Origin of the sequence: Enterobacter sp. 18A13 (genome assembly GCF_007035975.1) — a bacterium.
Taxonomy (GTDB): domain Bacteria; phylum Pseudomonadota; class Gammaproteobacteria; order Enterobacterales; family Enterobacteriaceae; genus Enterobacter; species Enterobacter vonholyi.
The window spans coordinates 2,828,097-2,846,749 of record NZ_AP019634.1 but is presented as its reverse complement, the minus strand read 5'-3'; the positions used below and the strand labels follow the sequence as shown (position 1 = coordinate 2,846,749).

At 55.3% G+C, this 18,653-nt stretch carries 17 protein-coding genes; 15 read left to right on the top strand and 2 right to left on the bottom strand.

The genetic code is table 11. The annotated features are described in order from the left end of the window. Window positions 1-54 precede the first annotated feature (54 nt). The 4 genes from araG (at window position 55) to otsA (ending at window position 4,949) form a co-directional block, all read left to right on the top strand. On the top strand, window positions 55-1,569 hold the full coding sequence (araG, locus tag FOY93_RS13845; protein ID WP_127731486.1) for an L-arabinose ABC transporter ATP-binding protein AraG: 1,515 nt from the start codon (window positions 55-57) through the stop codon (window positions 1,567-1,569). A gap of 14 nt (window positions 1,570-1,583) precedes the next feature. After that, window positions 1,584-2,570 (top strand): L-arabinose ABC transporter permease AraH, encoded by a 987-nt coding sequence (gene araH, locus FOY93_RS13840; protein WP_133295440.1) that lies wholly within the window; start codon window positions 1,584-1,586, stop codon window positions 2,568-2,570. 176 nt (window positions 2,571-2,746) lie between these two features. After that, window positions 2,747-3,550, top strand: coding sequence for a trehalose-phosphatase (otsB, locus tag FOY93_RS13835; RefSeq protein ID WP_143345268.1), 804 nt, complete (start codon window positions 2,747-2,749; stop codon window positions 3,548-3,550). Beyond that, on the top strand, window positions 3,525-4,949 hold the full coding sequence (gene otsA / locus FOY93_RS13830; protein WP_136195788.1) for an alpha,alpha-trehalose-phosphate synthase: 1,425 nt from the start codon (window positions 3,525-3,527) through the stop codon (window positions 4,947-4,949). Before otsB ends, otsA begins: the two co-directional genes overlap by 26 nt. 15 nt (window positions 4,950-4,964) lie before the next feature. Here otsA and uspC read toward each other — a convergent pair whose 3' ends face one another. Continuing rightward, the gene (gene uspC, locus FOY93_RS13825; protein WP_133294702.1) at window positions 4,965-5,393 is read right to left on the bottom strand and encodes a universal stress protein UspC; all 429 of its coding nucleotides are present in this window, start codon (window positions 5,391-5,393) and stop codon (window positions 4,965-4,967) included. 794 nt (window positions 5,394-6,187) lie between these two features. Here uspC and flhD point away from each other — a divergent pair. The 6 genes from flhD (at window position 6,188) to cheW (ending at window position 11,623) form a co-directional block, all read left to right on the top strand. Further along, on the top strand, window positions 6,188-6,538 hold the full coding sequence (flhD, locus tag FOY93_RS13820; protein WP_008500415.1) for a flagellar transcriptional regulator FlhD: 351 nt from the start codon (window positions 6,188-6,190) through the stop codon (window positions 6,536-6,538). Between the two features lie 2 nt (window positions 6,539-6,540). Then, on the top strand, window positions 6,541-7,119 hold the full coding sequence (gene flhC / locus FOY93_RS13815) for a flagellar transcriptional regulator FlhC (protein ID WP_013096051.1): 579 nt from the start codon (window positions 6,541-6,543) through the stop codon (window positions 7,117-7,119). A 123-nt stretch (window positions 7,120-7,242) separates the two neighbouring features. After that, a complete protein-coding gene (gene motA, locus FOY93_RS13810; protein ID WP_008500417.1) occupies window positions 7,243-8,130 on the top strand; it encodes a flagellar motor stator protein MotA in 888 nt (295 codons plus the stop codon). After that, entirely contained in the window at window positions 8,127-9,056 is a 930-nt protein-coding gene (gene motB / locus FOY93_RS13805) for a flagellar motor protein MotB (protein ID WP_109845187.1), read from the top strand. The genes motA and motB overlap by 4 nt, the downstream gene beginning before the upstream one ends. Before the next feature lie 4 nt (window positions 9,057-9,060). Continuing rightward, the gene (gene cheA, locus FOY93_RS13800; RefSeq protein WP_143345267.1) at window positions 9,061-11,100 is read left to right on the top strand and encodes a chemotaxis protein CheA; all 2,040 of its coding nucleotides are present in this window, start codon (window positions 9,061-9,063) and stop codon (window positions 11,098-11,100) included. A 19-nt stretch (window positions 11,101-11,119) separates the two neighbouring features. Beyond that, a complete protein-coding gene (gene cheW / locus FOY93_RS13795; protein WP_023312262.1) occupies window positions 11,120-11,623 on the top strand; it encodes a chemotaxis protein CheW in 504 nt (167 codons plus the stop codon). Window positions 11,624-11,727: 104 nt separating this feature from the next. On the opposite strand, the gene FOY93_RS13790 is transcribed toward cheW, so the two are convergent. Further along, window positions 11,728-12,993, bottom strand: a complete 1,266-nt coding sequence (locus tag FOY93_RS13790) for a dicarboxylate/amino acid:cation symporter (RefSeq protein WP_111964836.1) — start codon at window positions 12,991-12,993, stop codon at window positions 11,728-11,730. A gap of 429 nt (window positions 12,994-13,422) precedes the next feature. On the opposite strand from FOY93_RS13790, the gene FOY93_RS13785 reads away from it, so the two are divergent. The 5 genes from FOY93_RS13785 to FOY93_RS13765 are packed head-to-tail and all read left to right on the top strand — an operon-like array spanning window position 13,423 to window position 18,647. Further along, the gene (locus FOY93_RS13785; RefSeq protein WP_111964835.1) at window positions 13,423-13,995 is read left to right on the top strand and encodes a Csu type fimbrial protein; all 573 of its coding nucleotides are present in this window, start codon (window positions 13,423-13,425) and stop codon (window positions 13,993-13,995) included. Window positions 13,996-14,007: 12 nt separating this feature from the next. Continuing rightward, the gene (locus FOY93_RS13780) at window positions 14,008-14,556 is read left to right on the top strand and encodes a Csu type fimbrial protein (RefSeq protein ID WP_133294700.1); all 549 of its coding nucleotides are present in this window, start codon (window positions 14,008-14,010) and stop codon (window positions 14,554-14,556) included. Window positions 14,557-14,572: 16 nt separating this feature from the next. Then, the gene (locus FOY93_RS13775; RefSeq protein ID WP_133294699.1) at window positions 14,573-15,328 is read left to right on the top strand and encodes a fimbrial biogenesis chaperone; all 756 of its coding nucleotides are present in this window, start codon (window positions 14,573-14,575) and stop codon (window positions 15,326-15,328) included. After that, a complete protein-coding gene (locus tag FOY93_RS13770; protein WP_143345266.1) occupies window positions 15,304-17,688 on the top strand; it encodes a fimbria/pilus outer membrane usher protein in 2,385 nt (794 codons plus the stop codon). Before FOY93_RS13775 ends, FOY93_RS13770 begins: the two co-directional genes overlap by 25 nt. After that, window positions 17,685-18,647: a Csu type fimbrial protein gene (locus FOY93_RS13765; protein ID WP_143345265.1), complete on the top strand. Its 963-nt coding sequence runs from the start codon at window positions 17,685-17,687 to the stop codon at window positions 18,645-18,647. Before FOY93_RS13770 ends, FOY93_RS13765 begins: the two co-directional genes overlap by 4 nt. The last annotated feature ends 6 nt before the right edge of the window (window positions 18,648-18,653 follow it).

The following is an 18,653-nucleotide window of genomic DNA, read 5'->3' as shown; positions in this document are numbered from 1 at the left end:
CCTCATACATCGTGAGGGGCCAGACGTACACACTACAGGAATCACGGAGACGTTATGCAACAGTCTGATCCGTATCTCTCTTTTCGCGGCATCGGGAAAACCTTCCCCGGTGTGAACGCGCTGACCGATATCAGCTTCGACTGCTATGCCGGCCAGGTTCACGCCCTGATGGGGGAAAACGGCGCGGGTAAATCCACGCTGTTGAAGATCCTCAGCGGCAACTACGCGCCCACGACCGGCACGCTGGCCATTCGCGGCGAAGAGATGGCGTTTGCCGATACCACGGCGGCGCTCAATGCCGGGGTGGCGATCATCTACCAGGAGCTGCACCTCATTCCCGAGATGACCGTGGCGGAAAATATCTATCTAGGACAGCTCCCGCATAAAGGCGGCGTGGTGAATCGTTCGCTACTCAATTATGAAGCGGGGCTGCAGCTTAAACACCTGGGTCTGGACGTCGATCCCCAGACGCCGCTGAAATATCTCTCCATCGGCCAGTGGCAGATGGTTGAAATTGCCAAGGCGCTGGCGCGTAACGCCAGAATTATTGCCTTTGATGAACCCACCAGTTCGCTCTCTAAGCGTGAAATCGAAAATCTGTTCCGCGTGATCCGCGAATTGCGTCAGGAAGGCCGTACGATCCTGTACGTTTCGCACCGAATGGAAGAGATTTTTGCCCTGAGCGATGCCATCACCGTGTTTAAAGATGGACGCTATGTGCGCACCTTTACCGACATGGCGCAGGTGAACCATGACCAGCTGGTTCAGGCAATGGTCGGACGCGATCTGGGCGATATTTATCACTGGCAGCCGCGCCCGTACGGCCCGGAACGCCTGCGCCTGGATAACGTCAAAGCGCCGGGCGTCAGAACACCGATTTCGTTATCCGTTCGCAGCGGTGAAATCGTCGGCCTGTTTGGTCTGGTGGGGGCGGGGCGCAGCGAATTGATGAAAGGTCTGTTCGGCGGTACCCGTATTACCGATGGCCAGGTCTCCATTGACGGCGAACGGGTAGATATTCAGAAACCGGCCCACGCGATCGGGGCGGGCATGATGCTCTGCCCGGAAGACCGTAAAGCAGAGGGGATCATTCCGGTGCATTCGGTACGCGACAACATCAATATTTCCGCTCGCCGCAAGTTTATTCGCGCAGGCTGCCTGATAAACGATAGCTGGGAGTCGAGCAACGCCGACCACCATATTCGCTCGCTGAATATCAAAACGCCGGGTCCGGAACAGCTGATCATGAATCTTTCCGGCGGAAATCAGCAGAAAGCCATTTTAGGCCGCTGGCTGTCAGAGGATATGAAGGTGATTTTGCTGGACGAGCCGACGCGCGGTATCGATGTGGGGGCAAAACACGAGATCTATAACGTGATCTATGAACTGGCAAAACGCGGCGTGGCGGTGCTCTTCGCCTCCAGCGATCTGCCGGAGGTGCTTGGCGTGGCCGACCGCATTGTGGTGATGCGTGAAGGCGAAATTGCCGGTGAATTACTTCATGAACAGGCGAATGAACAACAGGCGTTGAATCTCGCCATGCCTAAAGTCAGCCAGGCTGTCGCCTGAGTAAGGAGTTAATGATGTCCTCTGTTACTACATCCGGGGCGCCGAAATCGAAATCGGCGCTGAGTTTTGGGCGTATCTGGGATCAGTACGGCATGCTGGTCGTCTTTGCCGCGCTGTTCCTCGCCTGTGCTATTTTCGTCCCTAATTTTGCCACCTTCATTAATATGAAGGGGCTGGGGCTGGCTATTTCCATGTCCGGGATGGTGGCCTGCGGTATGCTGTTCTGTCTGGCCTCCGGCGATTTTGACCTGTCGGTGGCGTCGGTGATTGCCTGTGCGGGCGTCACGACGGCCGTGGTAATCAACATGACGGAGAGCCTGTGGATTGGCGTCCTGGCCGGACTGCTGCTCGGCGTCATCAGCGGTCTGGTGAACGGTTTTGTTATCGCTCGCCTGAAGATTAACGCCCTGATAACCACGCTTGCGACAATGCAAATTGTCCGCGGGCTGGCCTACATCATCTCCGACGGTAAAGCCGTGGGGATTGAAGACGAGCGCTTCTTTACCCTGGGTTACGCCAACTGGCTGGGTCTGCCCGCGCCTATCTGGCTGACCGTGGCCTGCCTGATCCTGTTCGGCTTCCTGCTCAACCGAACCACCTTTGGCCGTAACACGCTGGCGATCGGCGGTAATGAAGAGGCGGCACGCCTGGCAGGGGTACCGGTGGCGCGAACCAAGATTATTATCTTTGTGCTCTCAGGGCTGGTTTCTGCCGCCGCGGGGATTATTCTTGCTTCGCGTATGACCAGCGGCCAGCCGATGACCTCTATCGGTTATGAGCTGATCGTCATTTCGGCCTGCGTTTTAGGGGGCGTTTCCCTCAAGGGAGGCATCGGAAAAATCTCATATGTTGTGGCCGGTATCCTGATTTTAGGCACGGTGGAGAACGCCATGAACCTGCTGAATATTTCGCCGTTCTCTCAGTACGTGGTACGTGGCCTGATCCTGCTGGCAGCGGTGATTTTCGACCGTTACAAGCAAAAAGCGAAGCGTACCGTGTAACCCTTTTTTCCGTCTTTTATTGCTCAACTTATAACCATAGTTGACCCCTGAACCGCCCCGCCAGTAAAACTGGCGGGGCGGTTGTCAAATGGCGAGCCACGTCACACTGTCTATACTTACATGGCTATGAAAGAGGTAAAGGCGTTTACCTCTCGTAAACCGTAAGGAGGAAAAGGGTGGCTGACATGTTAACCGCACCGCCTGTACTGCCCGGACATTATGCTTTCTTTTTTGATCTCGACGGCACGCTCGCCGGGATAAAACCGCACCCCGATCAGGTGTCTATTCCGGAGGCGGTGTTACAGGATTTGCATCAGCTCTCGCTCATGAACGAGGGAGCACTGGCATTGATATCAGGGCGCTCAATGGCCGAGCTGGATATGCTCGCCAGTCCTTACCACTTTCCGCTGGCCGGTGTACACGGAGCGGAGCGCCGCGACATCCATGATCACACGCATATCGTTTCACTCCCCGACGCACTCACGCAAACGCTGCATAAGCAGCTCTCTGCAGCGCTGGCCGTACTGCCCGGCACCGAGCTGGAAGCCAAAGGCATGGCCTTTGCCCTGCATTATCGTCAGGCGCCGCAGCACGAAAATGCCGTGCTCGCGCTTGCTCATACGGTTGCGGATGCGCATCCACTGCTGGCGCTGCAGCCGGGCAAATGCGTAGTCGAGTTAAAACCGAAGGGGATTAATAAAGGTTCAGCCATCGCCGCATTTATGGCGGAGGCACCATTTAAGGGCCGGACGCCTGTTTTCTTAGGGGATGACCTGACCGATGAGGCCGGGTTTCGCGTGGTGAATCAGGCCGGAGGTATCGCCGTCAAGGTGGGGCCTGGTGACACCGTTGCCGAATGGCGACTGGCGGATGTCGCCAGCGTCTGGCAGTGGATATCTGACATCGCTAACCAGCAACAACAACAAATAGCGCAAAGCAAAGGGGGAAACCATTATGGGTCGCTTAGTCGTCGTCTCTAACCGAATCGCACCGCCTGATGACAAAAAAGCCAGTGCAGGTGGCCTGGCGGTAGGGGTGTTAGGTGCCTTGAAAGCCGCTGGCGGGCTGTGGTTTGGCTGGAGTGGGGAAATCAGTGAAGAAGAGAAGCCGCTTAAAAAGGTGACGCGCGGAAACATTACGTGGGCTTCATTTGCATTAAAAGAGAAAGACTATGACGAGTATTACTCGCAGTTCTCGAATGCCGTCCTGTGGCCCGCGTTTCACTATCGTCTTGACCTGGTCAAATTTCAGCGTGAATCCTTCGAAGGCTACTCGCGCGTGAATGCACTGCTGGCGGATAAACTGCTGCCATTAATAGAAGAAGACGATATTTTATGGATCCACGATTATCACCTGCTACCCTTCGCGAGAGAGCTGCGAAAGAGGGGGGTGAATAACCGGATTGGCTTCTTCCTGCACATTCCTTTTCCGACGCCGGAAATTTTTACCGCGCTGCCGCCGCATGAAGAGCTGCTGGAGGCGCTGTGTGACTACGATTTGCTTGGCTTCCAGACGGAAAATGACCGCCTGGCATTCCTTGACTCCATCTCAGGGAAAGCCCGTCTGGTGACAAAAGGCGGAAAAACTCACACGGCCTGGGGCAAAACCTTCCACACCGAGGTGTATCCAATAGGAATTGAACCAGACGAGATCGCGGAGCAGGCCTCAGGTCCGCTGCCGCCGAAGCTTGCGCAGCTTAAGAATGAACTTAAGCACGTGAAAAATATCTTCTCGGTTGAGCGCCTTGATTATTCCAAAGGGCTGCCGGAACGCTTCCTGGCGTATGAAACGCTGCTGGATAAATATCCGCAGCACCACGGTAAAATCCGCTATACCCAGATCGCGCCGACGTCGCGCGGTGAGGTTCAGGCCTATCAGGATATTCGCCACCAGCTGGAAACAGAGGCAGGGCGCATAAATGGCCGCTACGGCCAGCTGGGCTGGACGCCGCTCTTTTACCTGAATCAGCACTTTGACCGTAAGATCCTGATGAAGGTTTTCCGCTATGCGGACGTTGGGCTGGTCACGCCGCTGCGCGACGGGATGAACCTGGTGGCGAAAGAGTATGTGGCGGCCCAGGATCCTGCCGACCCGGGGGTTCTGGTGCTTTCCCAGTTTGCCGGGGCTGCAAATGAGCTCACGTCTGCGCTTATTGTTAACCCTTACGACAGGGATGACGTGGCTAACGCGCTGAATCGTGCCCTGACAATGCCGCTCACGGAACGTATTTCCCGCCATGCCGACATGATGGAGACGATCCGGAAGAACGACATTAACCACTGGCAGGCGCGTTTTATTCAGGATCTCCGGGACATCGCTCCGCAAAGCCATGAAGGCGATCTGCAAAAAAAGATCGCGACCTTCCCTAAACTTGCCTGATTTTCCGCTGGGGGGTTAATTCCCCCCAAGCGGCACTAACAGAACATCGACCTGGCTTGATGCGACAATAGATTTCGCCGCGCAGGCTGCGCGCGAAAAAAAGCTGTGGTTATGATTCCCGCAAATCACTAAATCAATATTTTGTTTGTGACACATGTCGAGAATATGGGCGTTAAGCTCCCCGGTCGCAATAATTGTCTCATAAACCGGATATTGTGCCTTTTCCACTAATTCACGCAGAAATTGCTGCGTTTCTTCCTGCAGAACCTCACGAATATCCTCCAGCATGGGGGCAGCCAGCTGATTATACATCTCAGGCTCTGCGGCCAGTGTAATAAGGCTGATGCGGGCATTGTGGGGCCTGGCAATGGAAACGGCTCTGGCGACGAGCTGATGGCTTTCGGGAGAAACTGCTACAGAAACAAGAAGATGGGAGTAACTCATGGCGCACTCCTTAGATGTCTGAAAGACAGCGTTTAACCACCTTTACCGCGAAATCTCCACTTCTGCAAGAGCTGAATGCGACATTAGTGTGAAGCTTATCATAATTATTCATTAATTATTCTTATAAGAAGAATAACTGAAAAATGCGCCTAAATGAAAAAAATTAACAACTTAACGAACATCACACAAATGCATGTTTTCAATGTTTAATCCTTCTTAAGCGTTACAAAGTCATTTCTAATAATTTCAGTGTGAAACAGTGTTTTGAGACTGCCCTCATAACTCTCTGTTTTTTCACGGTAAGAAAAATGTTTTACGCAGAGTCAACTGGCGTGAATGTTTCAGACAGAGGTTCATGACAGAGCAAGCATGTAACGTGCCAGTTCTTTTAAGCCATCTGCATGAGTATTCGTCATTTAAGAATACAAAATAGTTCCAATTGGCTAATAAGCGAGCAAATTACAAGTCATACTGATGGATTTATGGGTCATATTCACTTAAATTGTGTGACGCAGATCACATTTTTTTTAAATTTGAGGGTAGCTGGATTGTATGTGGCAAAACTGACGAGTAGAGTTTGCGTCGAATTAGGAAAAATCTTAGTTATTTGTAAGAAATGATAAATCATGTAAGAGACGCATTCGCGGTTTCTCTCTTACGGTTTCAGTGAATACAAACCTAAATTCAACTATGCATTTAGCCTTTTCTTTTTTATACCGGGTGATTTCCCGGCGACATCACGGGGTGCGGTCTTTCCGCATAAAAATAATAGTTGGTTATTCGGGATGGGAACAATGCATACATCCGAGTTGCTAAAACATATCTATGACATCAATTTGTCGTATTTACTGCTCGCGCAGCGTTTGATTAGTCAGGACAAGGCGTCCGCGATGTTTCGTCTGGGTATTAACGAAGAAATGGCAACCATGCTGGGCGGCTTAACCCTCCCGCAGATGGTTAAACTGGCTGAAACGAATCAACTGGTTTGCCAGTTCCGTTTCGATGATTCACAGACAATAACGCGTCTGACGCAGGAGTCCCGTGTGGACGATCTTCAACAGATCCATACCGGTATTCTTCTCTCCACTCGCTTGCTTAACGAAATCAGCCAGCCTGATGACGTAGCCCGTAAGAAAAGGGCCTAGCAATGAGCGAGAAAAGCATTGTTCAGGAAGCGCGTGACATACAGTTGGCCATGGAGCTGATTACACTGGGTGCTCGTTTACAAATGCTGGAAAGCGAGACTCAGCTGAGCCGTGGTCGTCTCATCAAACTGTACAAAGAGTTACGTGGTAGTCCCCCGCCGAAAGGCATGCTGCCGTTTTCTACCGACTGGTTTATGACGTGGGAGCAGAATATTCACGCTTCCATGTTCTGTAATGCCTGGCAGTATCTTCTCAAAACCGGTTTGTGTAGCGGCGTTGACGCCGTGATCAAAGCATACAAACTTTACCTTGAACAATGCCCACAGCAGGAAGAAGGCCCTCTGCTGGCGCTGACCCGCGCATGGACGCTGGTGCGTTTTGTTGAGAGCGGAATGCTTGAACTGTCGCGCTGCAACTGCTGCGATGGCAATTTTATTACCCATGCTCATCAACCTGCAGGCAGCTTCGCCTGTAGTTTATGTCAGCCTCCATCCCGCGCAGTAAAAAGACGTAAACTTTCCCGGGATGCTGCCGATATTATTCCACAACTGCTGGATGAACAGATCGAACAGGCTGTTTAACCCGAACGTGTGGGAAAGATTCCAGCAGCGGTAAGCAATTACCGCTGCTTTTTTTTACCCCGCAATCGGTCAACGCTGCGAGCTGGACATCCTTGCCATAGTCACTAGCGGAAGGATGATGTCGTGCTTATCTTATTAGGTTACCTGGTAGTTCTCGGTACAGTTTTCGGCGGTTACATGATGACCGGCGGGCACCTTGGAGCACTCTATCAACCGGCTGAACTTATTATCATCGGCGGCGCAGGGGTAGGGGCTTTTATCGTTGGTAACAACGGTAAATCGATTAAGGGCACGCTGAAAGCAATTCCGTTGCTGTTCCGTCGCTCGAAATACACGAAAAGCATGTATATGGATCTGCTGGCACTGCTCTATCGCCTGATGGCGAAGTCGCGTCAGCAGGGCATGTTCTCGCTTGAACGGGATATCGAAAACCCGAAAGAGAGCGAAATTTTTGCCAGCTATCCGCGCATTCTTGCTGACGCCATGATGCTGGATTTCATCGTCGACTATCTGCGACTGATCATCAGCGGCAACATGAATACCTTCGAAATCGAAGCGCTGATGGACGAAGAGATCGAAACCCACGAAAGCGAATCAGAAGTGCCAGCCAATAGCCTGGCGCTGGTCGGCGACTCGCTTCCGGCATTCGGTATCGTTGCAGCGGTGATGGGGGTGGTTCACGCCCTGGCCTCGGCAGACCGTCCGGCAGCCGAGCTCGGTGCGCTGATTGCCCACGCGATGGTGGGAACCTTCCTCGGTATTTTGCTGGCGTACGGCTTCATCTCTCCGCTGGCAAGCGTTCTGCGCCAGAAGAGCGCCGAAACCACCAAAATGATGCAGTGCGTGAAGATTACGCTGCTCTCTAACCTCAACGGTTACGCGCCACCGATCGCGGTTGAGTTTGGCCGTAAAACGCTTTACTCCAGCGAGCGTCCGTCGTTTATCGAGCTTGAAGAACACGTGCGTGCGGTGAAAAACCCAAACCAACAGACGACAACTGAGGACGCATGAAAAACCAGTCCCATCCGATCGTCATCGTAAAAAAACGCAAGCACAAGGGCGGCGGGCATGGCGCACACGGCTCGTGGAAAATTGCGTACGCCGACTTTATGACGGCAATGATGGCGTTCTTTCTGGTGATGTGGCTGATCTCCATCTCCAGCCCAAAAGAACTGATCCAGATTGCCGAATATTTCCGCACGCCGCTGGCAACGGCGGTAGCCGGCGGGCCGCGTATCTCTAACAGCGACAGCCCGATCCCGGGCGGCGGCGATGATTACACCCAGCAGAAGGGTGAGGTGAAAAAAGAGCCGAACATCGACGAGCTGAAAAGAAAGATGGAGCAGGCGCGCCTGAAGAAACTGCGTGGCGATCTCGATCAGCTGATTGAAGCAGATCCGAAACTGCGCGCGCTGCGCCCGCATCTGAAGATCGACCTGGTGCAGGAAGGGCTGCGTATTCAGATTATCGACAGCCAGAACCGCCCCATGTTTAAAACCGGGAGTGCGGAAGTCGAACCGTATATGCGCGACATTCTGCGTGCCATTGCACCGGTGTTGAACGGCATTCCTAACCGAATCAGCCTGTCAGGACACACGGATGATTTCCCGTACGCCAGTGGGGAGAAGGGATACAGCAACTGGGAGCTTTCTGCCGATCGTGCCAACGCCTCGCGTCGCGAGCTGGTGGTAGGTGGGCTTGATGATGGCAAGGTACTGCGCGTAGTCGGCATGGCCGCAACCATGCGCGTTTCCGACCGCGGGCCGGATGATGCCATCAACCGTCGTATCAGTCTTTTAGTGCTGAACCAGCAGGCGGAGCAGGCCATCCTGCATGAAAACGCCGAAAGTCAGAATGAGTCACTGGACGATTTAAAACAGCCTGGGGCCGTTCCTTCGGCTGCCGTTCCAACATCGCCACCAGCCAATCCGAGGTGATAGCGTGAGCATGGATATTAGCGATTTTTACCAGACATTCTTTGATGAAGCCGACGAATTGTTGGCCGATATGGAGCAACACTTGCTCGATTTGGTGCCTGAAGCACCGGACTCCGAGCAGCTCAATGCCATCTTCCGTGCGGCGCACTCTATTAAAGGCGGAGCCGGAACGTTTGGATTTACCATCCTGCAGGAAACGACCCATTTAATGGAAAACCTGCTTGATGAAGCACGACGCGGTGAGATGCAGCTCAATACCGACATTATCAACCTGTTTTTGGAAACCAAAGATATTATGCAGGAACAGCTCGACGCCTATAAAAGTTCGGCAGAGCCTGATGCCGCCAGCTTTGAATACATCTGCAATGCGCTGCGCCAGCTCGCCCTGGAAGCAAAAGCTGAGGTCGCTGCAGCCGTTGTCCCTGCGGCGAAACTGAGCGTTGTCGATGCGGTTGCTGTCGATGAGGCCGCGCCAGCCGCTGCACAGGCGGGAAAACTGCGCGTTGTGCTGTCACGCCTCAAAGAGAATGAAGTTAACCTGCTGGAAGAAGAGCTGGGCAACCTGGCGAAGTTAAGCAACGTGGTAAAAGGCAAAGACAGCCTGGCCGCGACGCTTGATGACGGTATTGGCCAGGACGATATCGTAGCGGTGTTGTGCTTCGTGATTGAAGCTGACCAGATTGCCTTCGAAACCGAAACTGCTGCGGTTGACGCCCCTGCCGCTGCCGAAGAGGTGGCTGTTGTGGCTCAGGCCGCCGCACCGGCTGTGGCACCTGCGGCCCCGGCGCTGAAGGCCGTACCAAAAGAGGCTGCGGCACCCGGTGGACGTGGTGAGAAACCTGCCGCTCGCTCCAGCGAGTCAACCAGTATCCGCGTTGCCGTTGAGAAGGTTGACCAGCTGATTAACCTGGTTGGCGAACTGGTGATCACCCAGTCGATGCTGGCGCAACGTTCTAACGAACTGGATCCGGTCACGCACGGCGACCTGATTACCAGCATGGGTCAGCTGCAGCGTAACGCCCGCGACCTGCAGGAATCGGTCATGTCCATCCGTATGATGCCGATGGAATATGTCTTCAGCCGCTTCCCGCGTCTGGTCCGCGACCTTGCCAGCAAGCTGAACAAACAAATTGAACTGACCCTGATGGGCAGCTCAACCGAACTGGATAAGAGCCTGATCGAGCGCATTATTGACCCGTTAACGCACCTGGTGCGTAACAGCCTCGACCACGGGATCGAACTGCCGGAAAACCGCATTGCCGCCGGTAAATCCCCGGTCGGAAACCTGATCCTCTCTGCGGAACACCAGGGCGGAAACATCTGCATCGAAGTGACCGACGACGGCGCGGGTCTTAACCGCGAGCGCATCCTGGCAAAAGCGATTTCGCAGGGGATGGCGGTCAATGAAAACATGACCGACGAAGAAGTGGGCATGCTGATCTTCGCGCCGGGCTTCTCTACCGCGGAGCAGGTGACCGACGTCTCCGGACGCGGCGTTGGCATGGACGTGGTGAAACGTAACATCCAGGAGATGGGCGGCCACGTTGAGATCCAGTCTAAACAGGGTTCCGGCACCACCATTCGCATCCTGCTGCCGCTGACGCTGGCGATCCTCGACGGGATGTCGGTCAAAGTGGCGGACGAAGTCTTTATCCTGCCGCTGAACGCCGTGATGGAATCCCTGCAGCCGCGTGAAGAAGATCTGCATCCGCTGGCGGGCGGCGAGCGCGTCCTCGAAGTGCGCGGTGAGTACCTGCCGCTGGTGGAACTGTGGAAAGTGTTCGAAGTGGACGGGGCGAAGACCGAGGCCACGCAGGGCATCGTTGTGATCCTGCAAAGCGCGGGCCGCCGCTACGCGCTGCTGGTCGATCAGCTGATTGGTCAGCACCAGGTGGTGGTGAAGAACCTCGAAAGCAACTACCGCAAAGTGCCGGGTATTTCTGCCGCCACCATTCTGGGTGATGGTAGCGTGGCGCTGATCGTCGACGTGTCGGCGCTTCAGGGATTAAATCGTGAACAACGTGTGGCGTACACAGCCGCCTGATTAAGTAGAAGGTAATAACATGACCGGTATGAGTAATGTAACGAAACTGGCGGGCGAGCCATCAGGGCAGGAATTCCTGGTATTCACTTTAGGCGATGAGGAGTACGGCATCGATATCCTGAAAGTGCAGGAAATCCGTGGTTACGACCAGGTTACCCGCATCGCTAACACGCCTGCGTTTATTAAAGGTGTCACTAACCTGCGTGGCGTCATTGTGCCAATCGTGGACCTGCGCGTGAAGTTCAGCCAGGGCGACGTTGACTACGACGACAACACCGTGGTGATCGTTCTGAATCTGGGGCAGCGCGTGGTAGGTATCGTGGTGGATGGCGTATCTGATGTGCTTTCTCTGACCTCTGACCAAATTCGTCCTGCACCGGAGTTTGCGGTCACGCTGTCGACCGAATATCTGACCGGACTGGGCGCGCTCGGCGAGCGTATGCTGATTCTGGTGAACATTGAGAAGCTGCTGAACAGCGATGAGATGGCGCTGCTGGACATCGCCGCGAGTCACGTCGCGTAAGTAAATGCAAAACGGCAACCGAGGTTGCCGTTTTTTGTATTTGCTCCCTCACCCACAGGGTGAGGGCTGGGGTGAAGCCATCAGGCTTCACCCTTTTTTTCACCTTACGCTTCCTGCTTTACCAGCTCAGCTTCAGCGTCCGCTTCCCGCGCACCTTCATTCTGCGACAGCATCGCGGTCGCAATACCATTCCCCAGAACGTTAATTGCGGAACGGCCCATATCCAGGAAGTGGTCGATCCCCATGAGGAGCAGAATACCCGCCACCGGAATATTAAAGCTCGGAATGGTTGCTGCCAGCACCACCAGGGAAGAACGCGGTACGCCTGCAATCCCTTTCGACGCCAGCATCAGAGTCAGCATCAGCACCGTCACTTCAGAGAAGCTGAGGTGAATGTTGTATGCCTGCGCGATAAACATCGAGGCGAATGAGCAGTACACCATCGAACCCACCAGGTTGAAGGAGTAGCCAATCGGCAGAACGAAAGAGGCGATGTTGCGCGAGCAGCCAAAGCGCTCCAGCTGTTCCAGCGTTTTAGGATAGGCGGCTTCAGAGCTGCTGGTGGTAAACGCCACCAGAACAGGGTCTTTCAGCATGCTGACCAGGCGAAACACCTCTTTTTTCAGCACCATGTAACCCACGGCCAGCAGCACCATGCAGGTAAGAAGAATGGCAACATAGTAGCCACCAATAAACGAGGCGTAGTTCAGCAGAATGCCCAGACCCTGCGTGGCAATGACGGAGGAAATCGCCGCGAAAATAGCCAGCGGCGCAACGTACATCACGTAACCTGTTACCTTCAGCATGATATGGGAAACCACATCCAGCGCGGCCACCAGCGGGGCGTTGAATTTCTGTCCCAGCGACGCGCCGCCAATGCCGAAGAACATCGAGAACACCACAATCTGCAGGATCTCATTGTTTGACATCGCCCCTGCGATACTGGTTGGAATGGTGTGCGACAGGAACGCTTTCAGCGTCATGCCTCCAACGGCCAGACCGGTATCTACCGCCTCGGTAGGGATCGTCAGGTTCAGACCGCTTCCCGGATGCTCCAGCGTGACGATAAACAGTCCGACCAGAATTGAGAGCACGGATGAGCTGATAAACCACACCATCGCTTTACCGCCGACGCGGCCAATGGTGGAAGTTTCGCCCAGCTTCATAATGCCAACGGTGAGCGTACTAAAGACCAACGGTGCAATGACCATTTTGATCAGACGGAGGAAAATATCGGTCAGAAGGGTAATATTATCCGACCAGGCTTTGATGGCATCCGCAGATGCATACTCATGAATTGCTGCCCCTGAAAGAATACCCGCCAGCATGAATATCACGATGAAGAGTGTGAGTTTGTTTGCACTTGCCACGAAAAAAGACCCTCTATGCGCTTCAGATGTAGCCCGCGTCGATACATATAAATTTTTTATTACGACGCAGGAAATTATTCGGCACATAAATTGACGCAAAGTGTAGGGGGATACAACTCCTTTTTAAGTTTTATTAATTTTGTTGTTAATGTGCAGACGATATATTGTGATCGTCGTCACACTTTAATGGATATATTCTCTTCAGATATAATAAAATTGCTGCCTGATTTAATTTAACTCTCTGTTATTTATGTGAAAATTTAGTCAATAAGACATATGGCTTATGCGTTGTGGGGCAGGTGGTCGAAGCGATATCCGTAAACTAAATTCTCAATAACCCCCTCAGAGGAACATTAAGCGGGGCTAACATCTTGAACGACAAAAATAAAACGTGGCAAGGGAACGGAGACGTCTTCTGGAGGGTGGTAAATGAAAAGAAAACTCCTTTTGATCTGCGCAGGCACTTTACTGACTGCGACAACGGTCCATCAGGCGCTGGCCGTTACCAGCAGCGGCACCATCGGGGCGACGCTGACGCTCACGAATGGTTGTCTGATAAACGGATCGCCCACGCAAAACGGCATTAACTTCGGGACACTGGATTTCGGCACCCATCCCGCAACGTTTTCCACTCTGACCACGCAGCTAACCGGCGCCAGCGGCGGAAACACCTTCACCATTCAATGTACAACCGCCAGCTATACGGTGGCGATCACCGGCAACACCAACTCTACCGCCCCCGGCACCGTTGTCGGCACCCCGGGAACACCTGCGCGCTATCTGGTTAACACCGCCAACGCGGCTCAGGGTGTGGCATACAGCCTGTACAGCGACAGCGGGTTTAACAGCGTGATTGCCAATAATGCCGCGCTGCCGATCGCCTCAACGGCCGGAGGGGTGGACAGTTACACCCTCTACGGACGGATTACCGGCGGCGGTAACAGCGTGACGGTCGTCCCGGGCACCTACACCGACACGATAAACGTCAGCGTCACTTATTAGTCCTGCACCGCCATGAAGGCAACTCTTACTGGTCTGCGCAATCGCGCAGAGGGAATCGTGCAGCCTTTTTTCGCGCTGATCGCCGGATTGTTCATGATGCCCGCAGCGGATGCGGTGACATCCCAGTCCTTTAAGGTCAGCGCGACGATTGTTCCAGGATGCGCGGTGGCCACCGGTAGCGGAGGGCTTCTCGGTACGCTGGATTTTGGCAGCCATAACGGCGTTGAGAGCGCGCCGGTCAGCACCAGCTTTGTGCCAAACGGGGCGTTGTCTATCGCCTGTACGCCGGGCGTGTCGCTGAGCATGAGCATTAATGGCGGGCAGAATTACTCATCCGTTCGCCGCATGAAGCGGTCCGGTGGAACAGAGCTGGTGCCATACCGGCTCTACAGCAGCAGCTCGCTGGCCGCAAACAGTGAAATTGGCGTCAACCAGGCGATACCGGTGACCTATACCAACAGCAATAACATCGCGCTACCGCTTTTTGGCGTGGCGCTACTGACCGGGTTTAGCCCGGCGGGAACCTATTCCGATCAGCTCACCGTGACCTTGTCATGGTAATAAAGGGAGAGTGTTGATGAAGCCATTTTTCAGACCCGTTTGTCTGGCGGGCGCGTTGGGAATGGCGGTTGCCGGCCAGGCGCAGGCGGCAGCCACCATTCTGCTCTGGCCTATCGACCCGTGGCTTGCTGCGGACGCCAACGCCACTGAACTGTGGATCCAGAACCAGGGAAACAGCGCCACGACGATGCAGGTCCGCATCGTGCGCTGGAAGCAGGAGGACGGACACGAGCGATATACCTCTCAGCAGGACGTGGTCGCCAGCCCGCCCATCGTCACGATTGGCACAGGCAGCAAGCAGCTTATTCGCCTTATCAAACAGGCTGCGGTTCCCGCGGGCGTCGAACAGGCTTACCGCATTATCGTAGATGAAATCCCCCAGCCTGATGCAAAAGCCGAACCCGCCATCGGCCTCAAATTGCAGATGCGTTACTCCATCCCTCTGTTCGTGTATGGACAGGGGATCCGAACCATCAAAGAGGGCGCGCATCACGCGCTGGCGGAAACCCAAAACCTGAGCTGGCGTGTGACGCGCGCGGAGGGGCAGCCTGTGCTGGAGGTCAGAAATCGGGGGGATGTCCATGTCAGGCTGAGCCAGGTGACGCTGGAGCAGGGAGGGCAGAAACGCACGGTAGCGGAAGGATTACTGGGTTACGTCCTCCCGGGCAGCACCCGCAGCTGGCCCATACCCGCTGGCGTTCGTCAGCCAGAGCGGATGAGCGCACAGATTAATGCCAGGGACGCACAATGGCAGTCGACGCCCGTCAACTGAAGCCGGCGATGATAATACTGCTTTGCGTCAGTTCCGCGACCCTGGCCGAGCCCGGCGACGACAGTTTGCCGCCACCTCCCCAGGCGCAGACGATAAATGATGAAGCGGTTTTCCAGCTTGCCCTCGTGCTGAACCACTACGATACCGGTCTGGTCGTGCCCGTGACGCAGCGTAAAGGCGCTTTCTTTATCTCAAGCGCCGATTTGCTGCGCGCGGGGCTGCCCCCGGCGCATGTTCCCACCGGAGAGGTGAATCTCTCCTCGCTTGCTCAGGTTCGGGTCGAGTATGACAGCGCCGCGCAGCGCCTGCTGCTGACCGTGCCCCGTGACTGGGTGACGGCCCGCGTGACGTCTTTTAGTGGGCAAACGGCGCAGGCCAAACCGCACTTTGGCCGCGGGGCGCTGCTGAATTACGATCTCTACACTAACCACACGGAACATATCGGCGGTCAGGCGTCGCTCTGGCATGAGTTCCGCTACTTCAACGAGAACGGCTCGTTTTCCTCCACCGGTTACGCGCGGGAAAATTTCACCGGTAATGACGGCCAGCAGGAAGGGTATGTCCGCTATGATACGACCCTGCTGTTCACTCACGAAGATGACGCGATGAGCTGGAGCGTCGGGGACGTGATCAGCGATGCCCTGAGCTGGAGCTCCAGCGTGCGGATGGGGGGCGTAAGCGTAGGGCGGGATTTCTCCCTGCGACCTGACCTGGTGACATGGCCGCTGCCCGAGTTCGCAGGGGAAGCCGCGGTACCCACCTCGGTCGATCTTTTTATCAACGGCTATCGCTCCGGTTCGACCCAGCTTCAGCCCGGCCCCTTCACCCTGACTAATTTACCCTATATCAACGGCGCCGGGGATGCGGTTCTGGTCACAACGGATGCGCTGGGACGCCAGGTAAGCACCACGCTCCCGTTTTACGTCACCAGTGACTTACTTAAACAAGGGCTGAGCGACGGCGCCGTGACGCTCGGCAGCCTGCGGCGTAATTACGGTATCAAGAATTTTGACTACGGCTCGGCGGCAGGCAGCGGCTCGTATCGCTACGGGGTGACGGACTGGCTAACGCTGGAAGGGCATGCAGAAGGGGCGCAGGAGCTGGCGCTGGGTGGTGCGGGAACGGTAATAAAACTCGGCCAGTTTGGCGTGGTAAATACCTCTTACTCGCAGAGCCGCATGCGCGGGGATGCGGGCGGGCAAATCAACTGGGGTTACCAGTACAGTACCAGCGAATTTAGCGTCGCCACTCAACACACGCGTCGCGACCGCGGCTTTGGCAATCTGGCCCTCTACGACCAGCCGACGGTGTATGACGAAAACGATAAGCCCATCGCCAGCTTTAGCCGTAATACGGACCAGTATTCGCTGACCTTCAATCTGGGGCAGTACGGCAACGTTGGTGCGGCCTGGATCGGCGTGGAGAGTTTTGACAGTCAAAAAACCGAGCTGCTCAATCTCTCCTGGAGCCGCAACCTGTGGGGGGCGAGCAGCATTTACCTGGCCGGCAGCCGGGACCAGCAGCGGGGAGACTGGACGGTCGCGCTGTCGCTGCAGGTGCCGCTGGGGGCACGCGACAGCGCTGCCGTCACCGTTGAAAATACCCCGGATGCCGGCAGTACCCAGCGCATTAACTACAACCACTCTATGCCTTCTGACGGCGGTTTCAGCTGGAACATGGCCTGGGCCAACCAGTCAAGATCCAGCGATTATCAACAGGCTACGCTGGGCTGGCGCAATAACAACATAGAGCTGCAGGGCGGCGGCTATGGCGAAAGGGACACCATGACCTGGTGGGGCGAGGCGATGGGCGCAATTGTGCTGATGGACGGCGAGCTGTTTGCGGCGAATAAGATCAACGATGCATTTGTGGTTATCAGTACCGACGGCCATCCGGATGTGCCCGTCAGCTATGAGAACCAGCCCGTCGGTAAAACCAATAATAACGGCTACCTGCTGATCAGCGGGGTGTCGGCGTATTATCCGGCAAGCTACCGGATTGATACCCTGAATTTGCCGGCGGATACCCGTCTGAAAGAGACCGAACGGCGGATAGCGATCCGCCGCCACAGCGGCTATCTGGTCGATTTCCCGATGGAGCAGGAGCGGGTGGCAAGCGTCATTTTGCATGATGCGCGCGGCCAGGCGCTGCCGGTGGGAAGCCAGGTGCGACGGGTCTCGCGCAGCAATGCGGTGGTGGGGTATGACGGCATCGCATGGCTGGAAAATCTCAGCGATGTGAACCCGCTCGAGGTGATTGCACCTGACGGTAAACGTTGCAAGGCCACTCTGACCGTGGGGGCCAATCCGGAGCACAAGCTAAAAACCTACGGGCCGCTGATTTGTCGGGAGGAGCCATGACGCGCCTGCTGCTGTTGATCCTGCTGCTTTTTTCCGGCGGCGGCTGGGCGGCGTGTACCGTCAGTACGGTTAATGCGTCGTTTGGCAGCGTCACTTCGTTCGCGCTCAGCGGAACCGGGGAAGTTCAAACCACCGGCACGCTGGTGGTGGCCTGTGATGCCGTGTTGAATCTGCTGACCAGCGACTCGGTAACGCTGACCTACACCGCGGCATCGGTTTCGGGCAACAGTCGGGCCACCATGAAACGCACGGATAATGCGGCCATCACGGACGTGATCCCCACCCGGCTGTGCGGGCTATCGGGGTGCGCGAGCAGCAGCGAGGTACAGATAAGTAAATCGTATACCTGGAGCGGGAATACCTTGCTGGGGTTACTGGGGTCAAAGCAGTACAACATTCCACTTTATTTCCGCACCGTCGCCGGGCAAAACGTGACTGCCGGGCCATATCAGGTGCAGTTAACCTTCAGCGTTAACTACAGCGTCTGCTCCGTGGGCGCACTCGGCCTTTGCTCAATCAATCAGACGGGTACCGCGACAACCACCATCCTGTTAGATATGACCGTCACCAACGACTGCAGCGCCATGACCACGCCGGACGTCAACTTCAACAGCGCGCCGCTGGTGCAAAGTTTCCCTACCGTCTCGCAGGCGATTGCCGTCACCTGTACCAAAGGCAGTACGTATACCATCGGCATTAATAACGGTGCCAACGCGCTGAACAACGTGCGGCGCATGGTGAGCGGCAGTAACGCCATGAGCTACGACATCTATAAGGAAGCCACCGGTAACCGCTGGGGCGGCAGCGGCAGCGAGCGCTGGTCCAGCGCGACGTCGTCGCAGGTAAGTGCCGACGGTTTACTGCGCACCTACAACTACACCGCGAAAGTCCTGACCAGTCAGGCCACGCCTCCTGCCGGAACCTACACCGACACGCTTATTGTCGACGTGGCGTTTTAACCCCGC

Coding starts and splice junctions, on each gene's coding strand:
- araG (WP_127731486.1), top strand. CDS start 55: ATGCAACAGTCTGATCCGTATCTCTCTTTTCGCGGCATCGGGAAAACC.
- araH (WP_133295440.1), top strand. CDS start 1,584: ATGTCCTCTGTTACTACATCCGGGGCGCCGAAATCGAAATCGGCGCTG.
- otsA (WP_136195788.1), top strand. CDS start 3,525: ATGGGTCGCTTAGTCGTCGTCTCTAACCGAATCGCACCGCCTGATGAC.
- uspC (WP_133294702.1), bottom strand. CDS start 5,393: ATGAGTTACTCCCATCTTCTTGTTTCTGTAGCAGTTTCTCCCGAAAGC.
- flhD (WP_008500415.1), top strand. CDS start 6,188: ATGCATACATCCGAGTTGCTAAAACATATCTATGACATCAATTTGTCG.
- flhC (WP_013096051.1), top strand. CDS start 6,541: ATGAGCGAGAAAAGCATTGTTCAGGAAGCGCGTGACATACAGTTGGCC.
- motB (WP_109845187.1), top strand. CDS start 8,127: ATGAAAAACCAGTCCCATCCGATCGTCATCGTAAAAAAACGCAAGCAC.
- cheW (WP_023312262.1), top strand. CDS start 11,120: ATGACCGGTATGAGTAATGTAACGAAACTGGCGGGCGAGCCATCAGGG.
- FOY93_RS13785 (WP_111964835.1), top strand. CDS start 13,423: ATGAAAAGAAAACTCCTTTTGATCTGCGCAGGCACTTTACTGACTGCG.
- FOY93_RS13780 (WP_133294700.1), top strand. CDS start 14,008: ATGAAGGCAACTCTTACTGGTCTGCGCAATCGCGCAGAGGGAATCGTG.
- FOY93_RS13775 (WP_133294699.1), top strand. CDS start 14,573: ATGAAGCCATTTTTCAGACCCGTTTGTCTGGCGGGCGCGTTGGGAATG.
- FOY93_RS13770 (WP_143345266.1), top strand. CDS start 15,304: ATGGCAGTCGACGCCCGTCAACTGAAGCCGGCGATGATAATACTGCTT.
- FOY93_RS13765 (WP_143345265.1), top strand. CDS start 17,685: ATGACGCGCCTGCTGCTGTTGATCCTGCTGCTTTTTTCCGGCGGCGGC.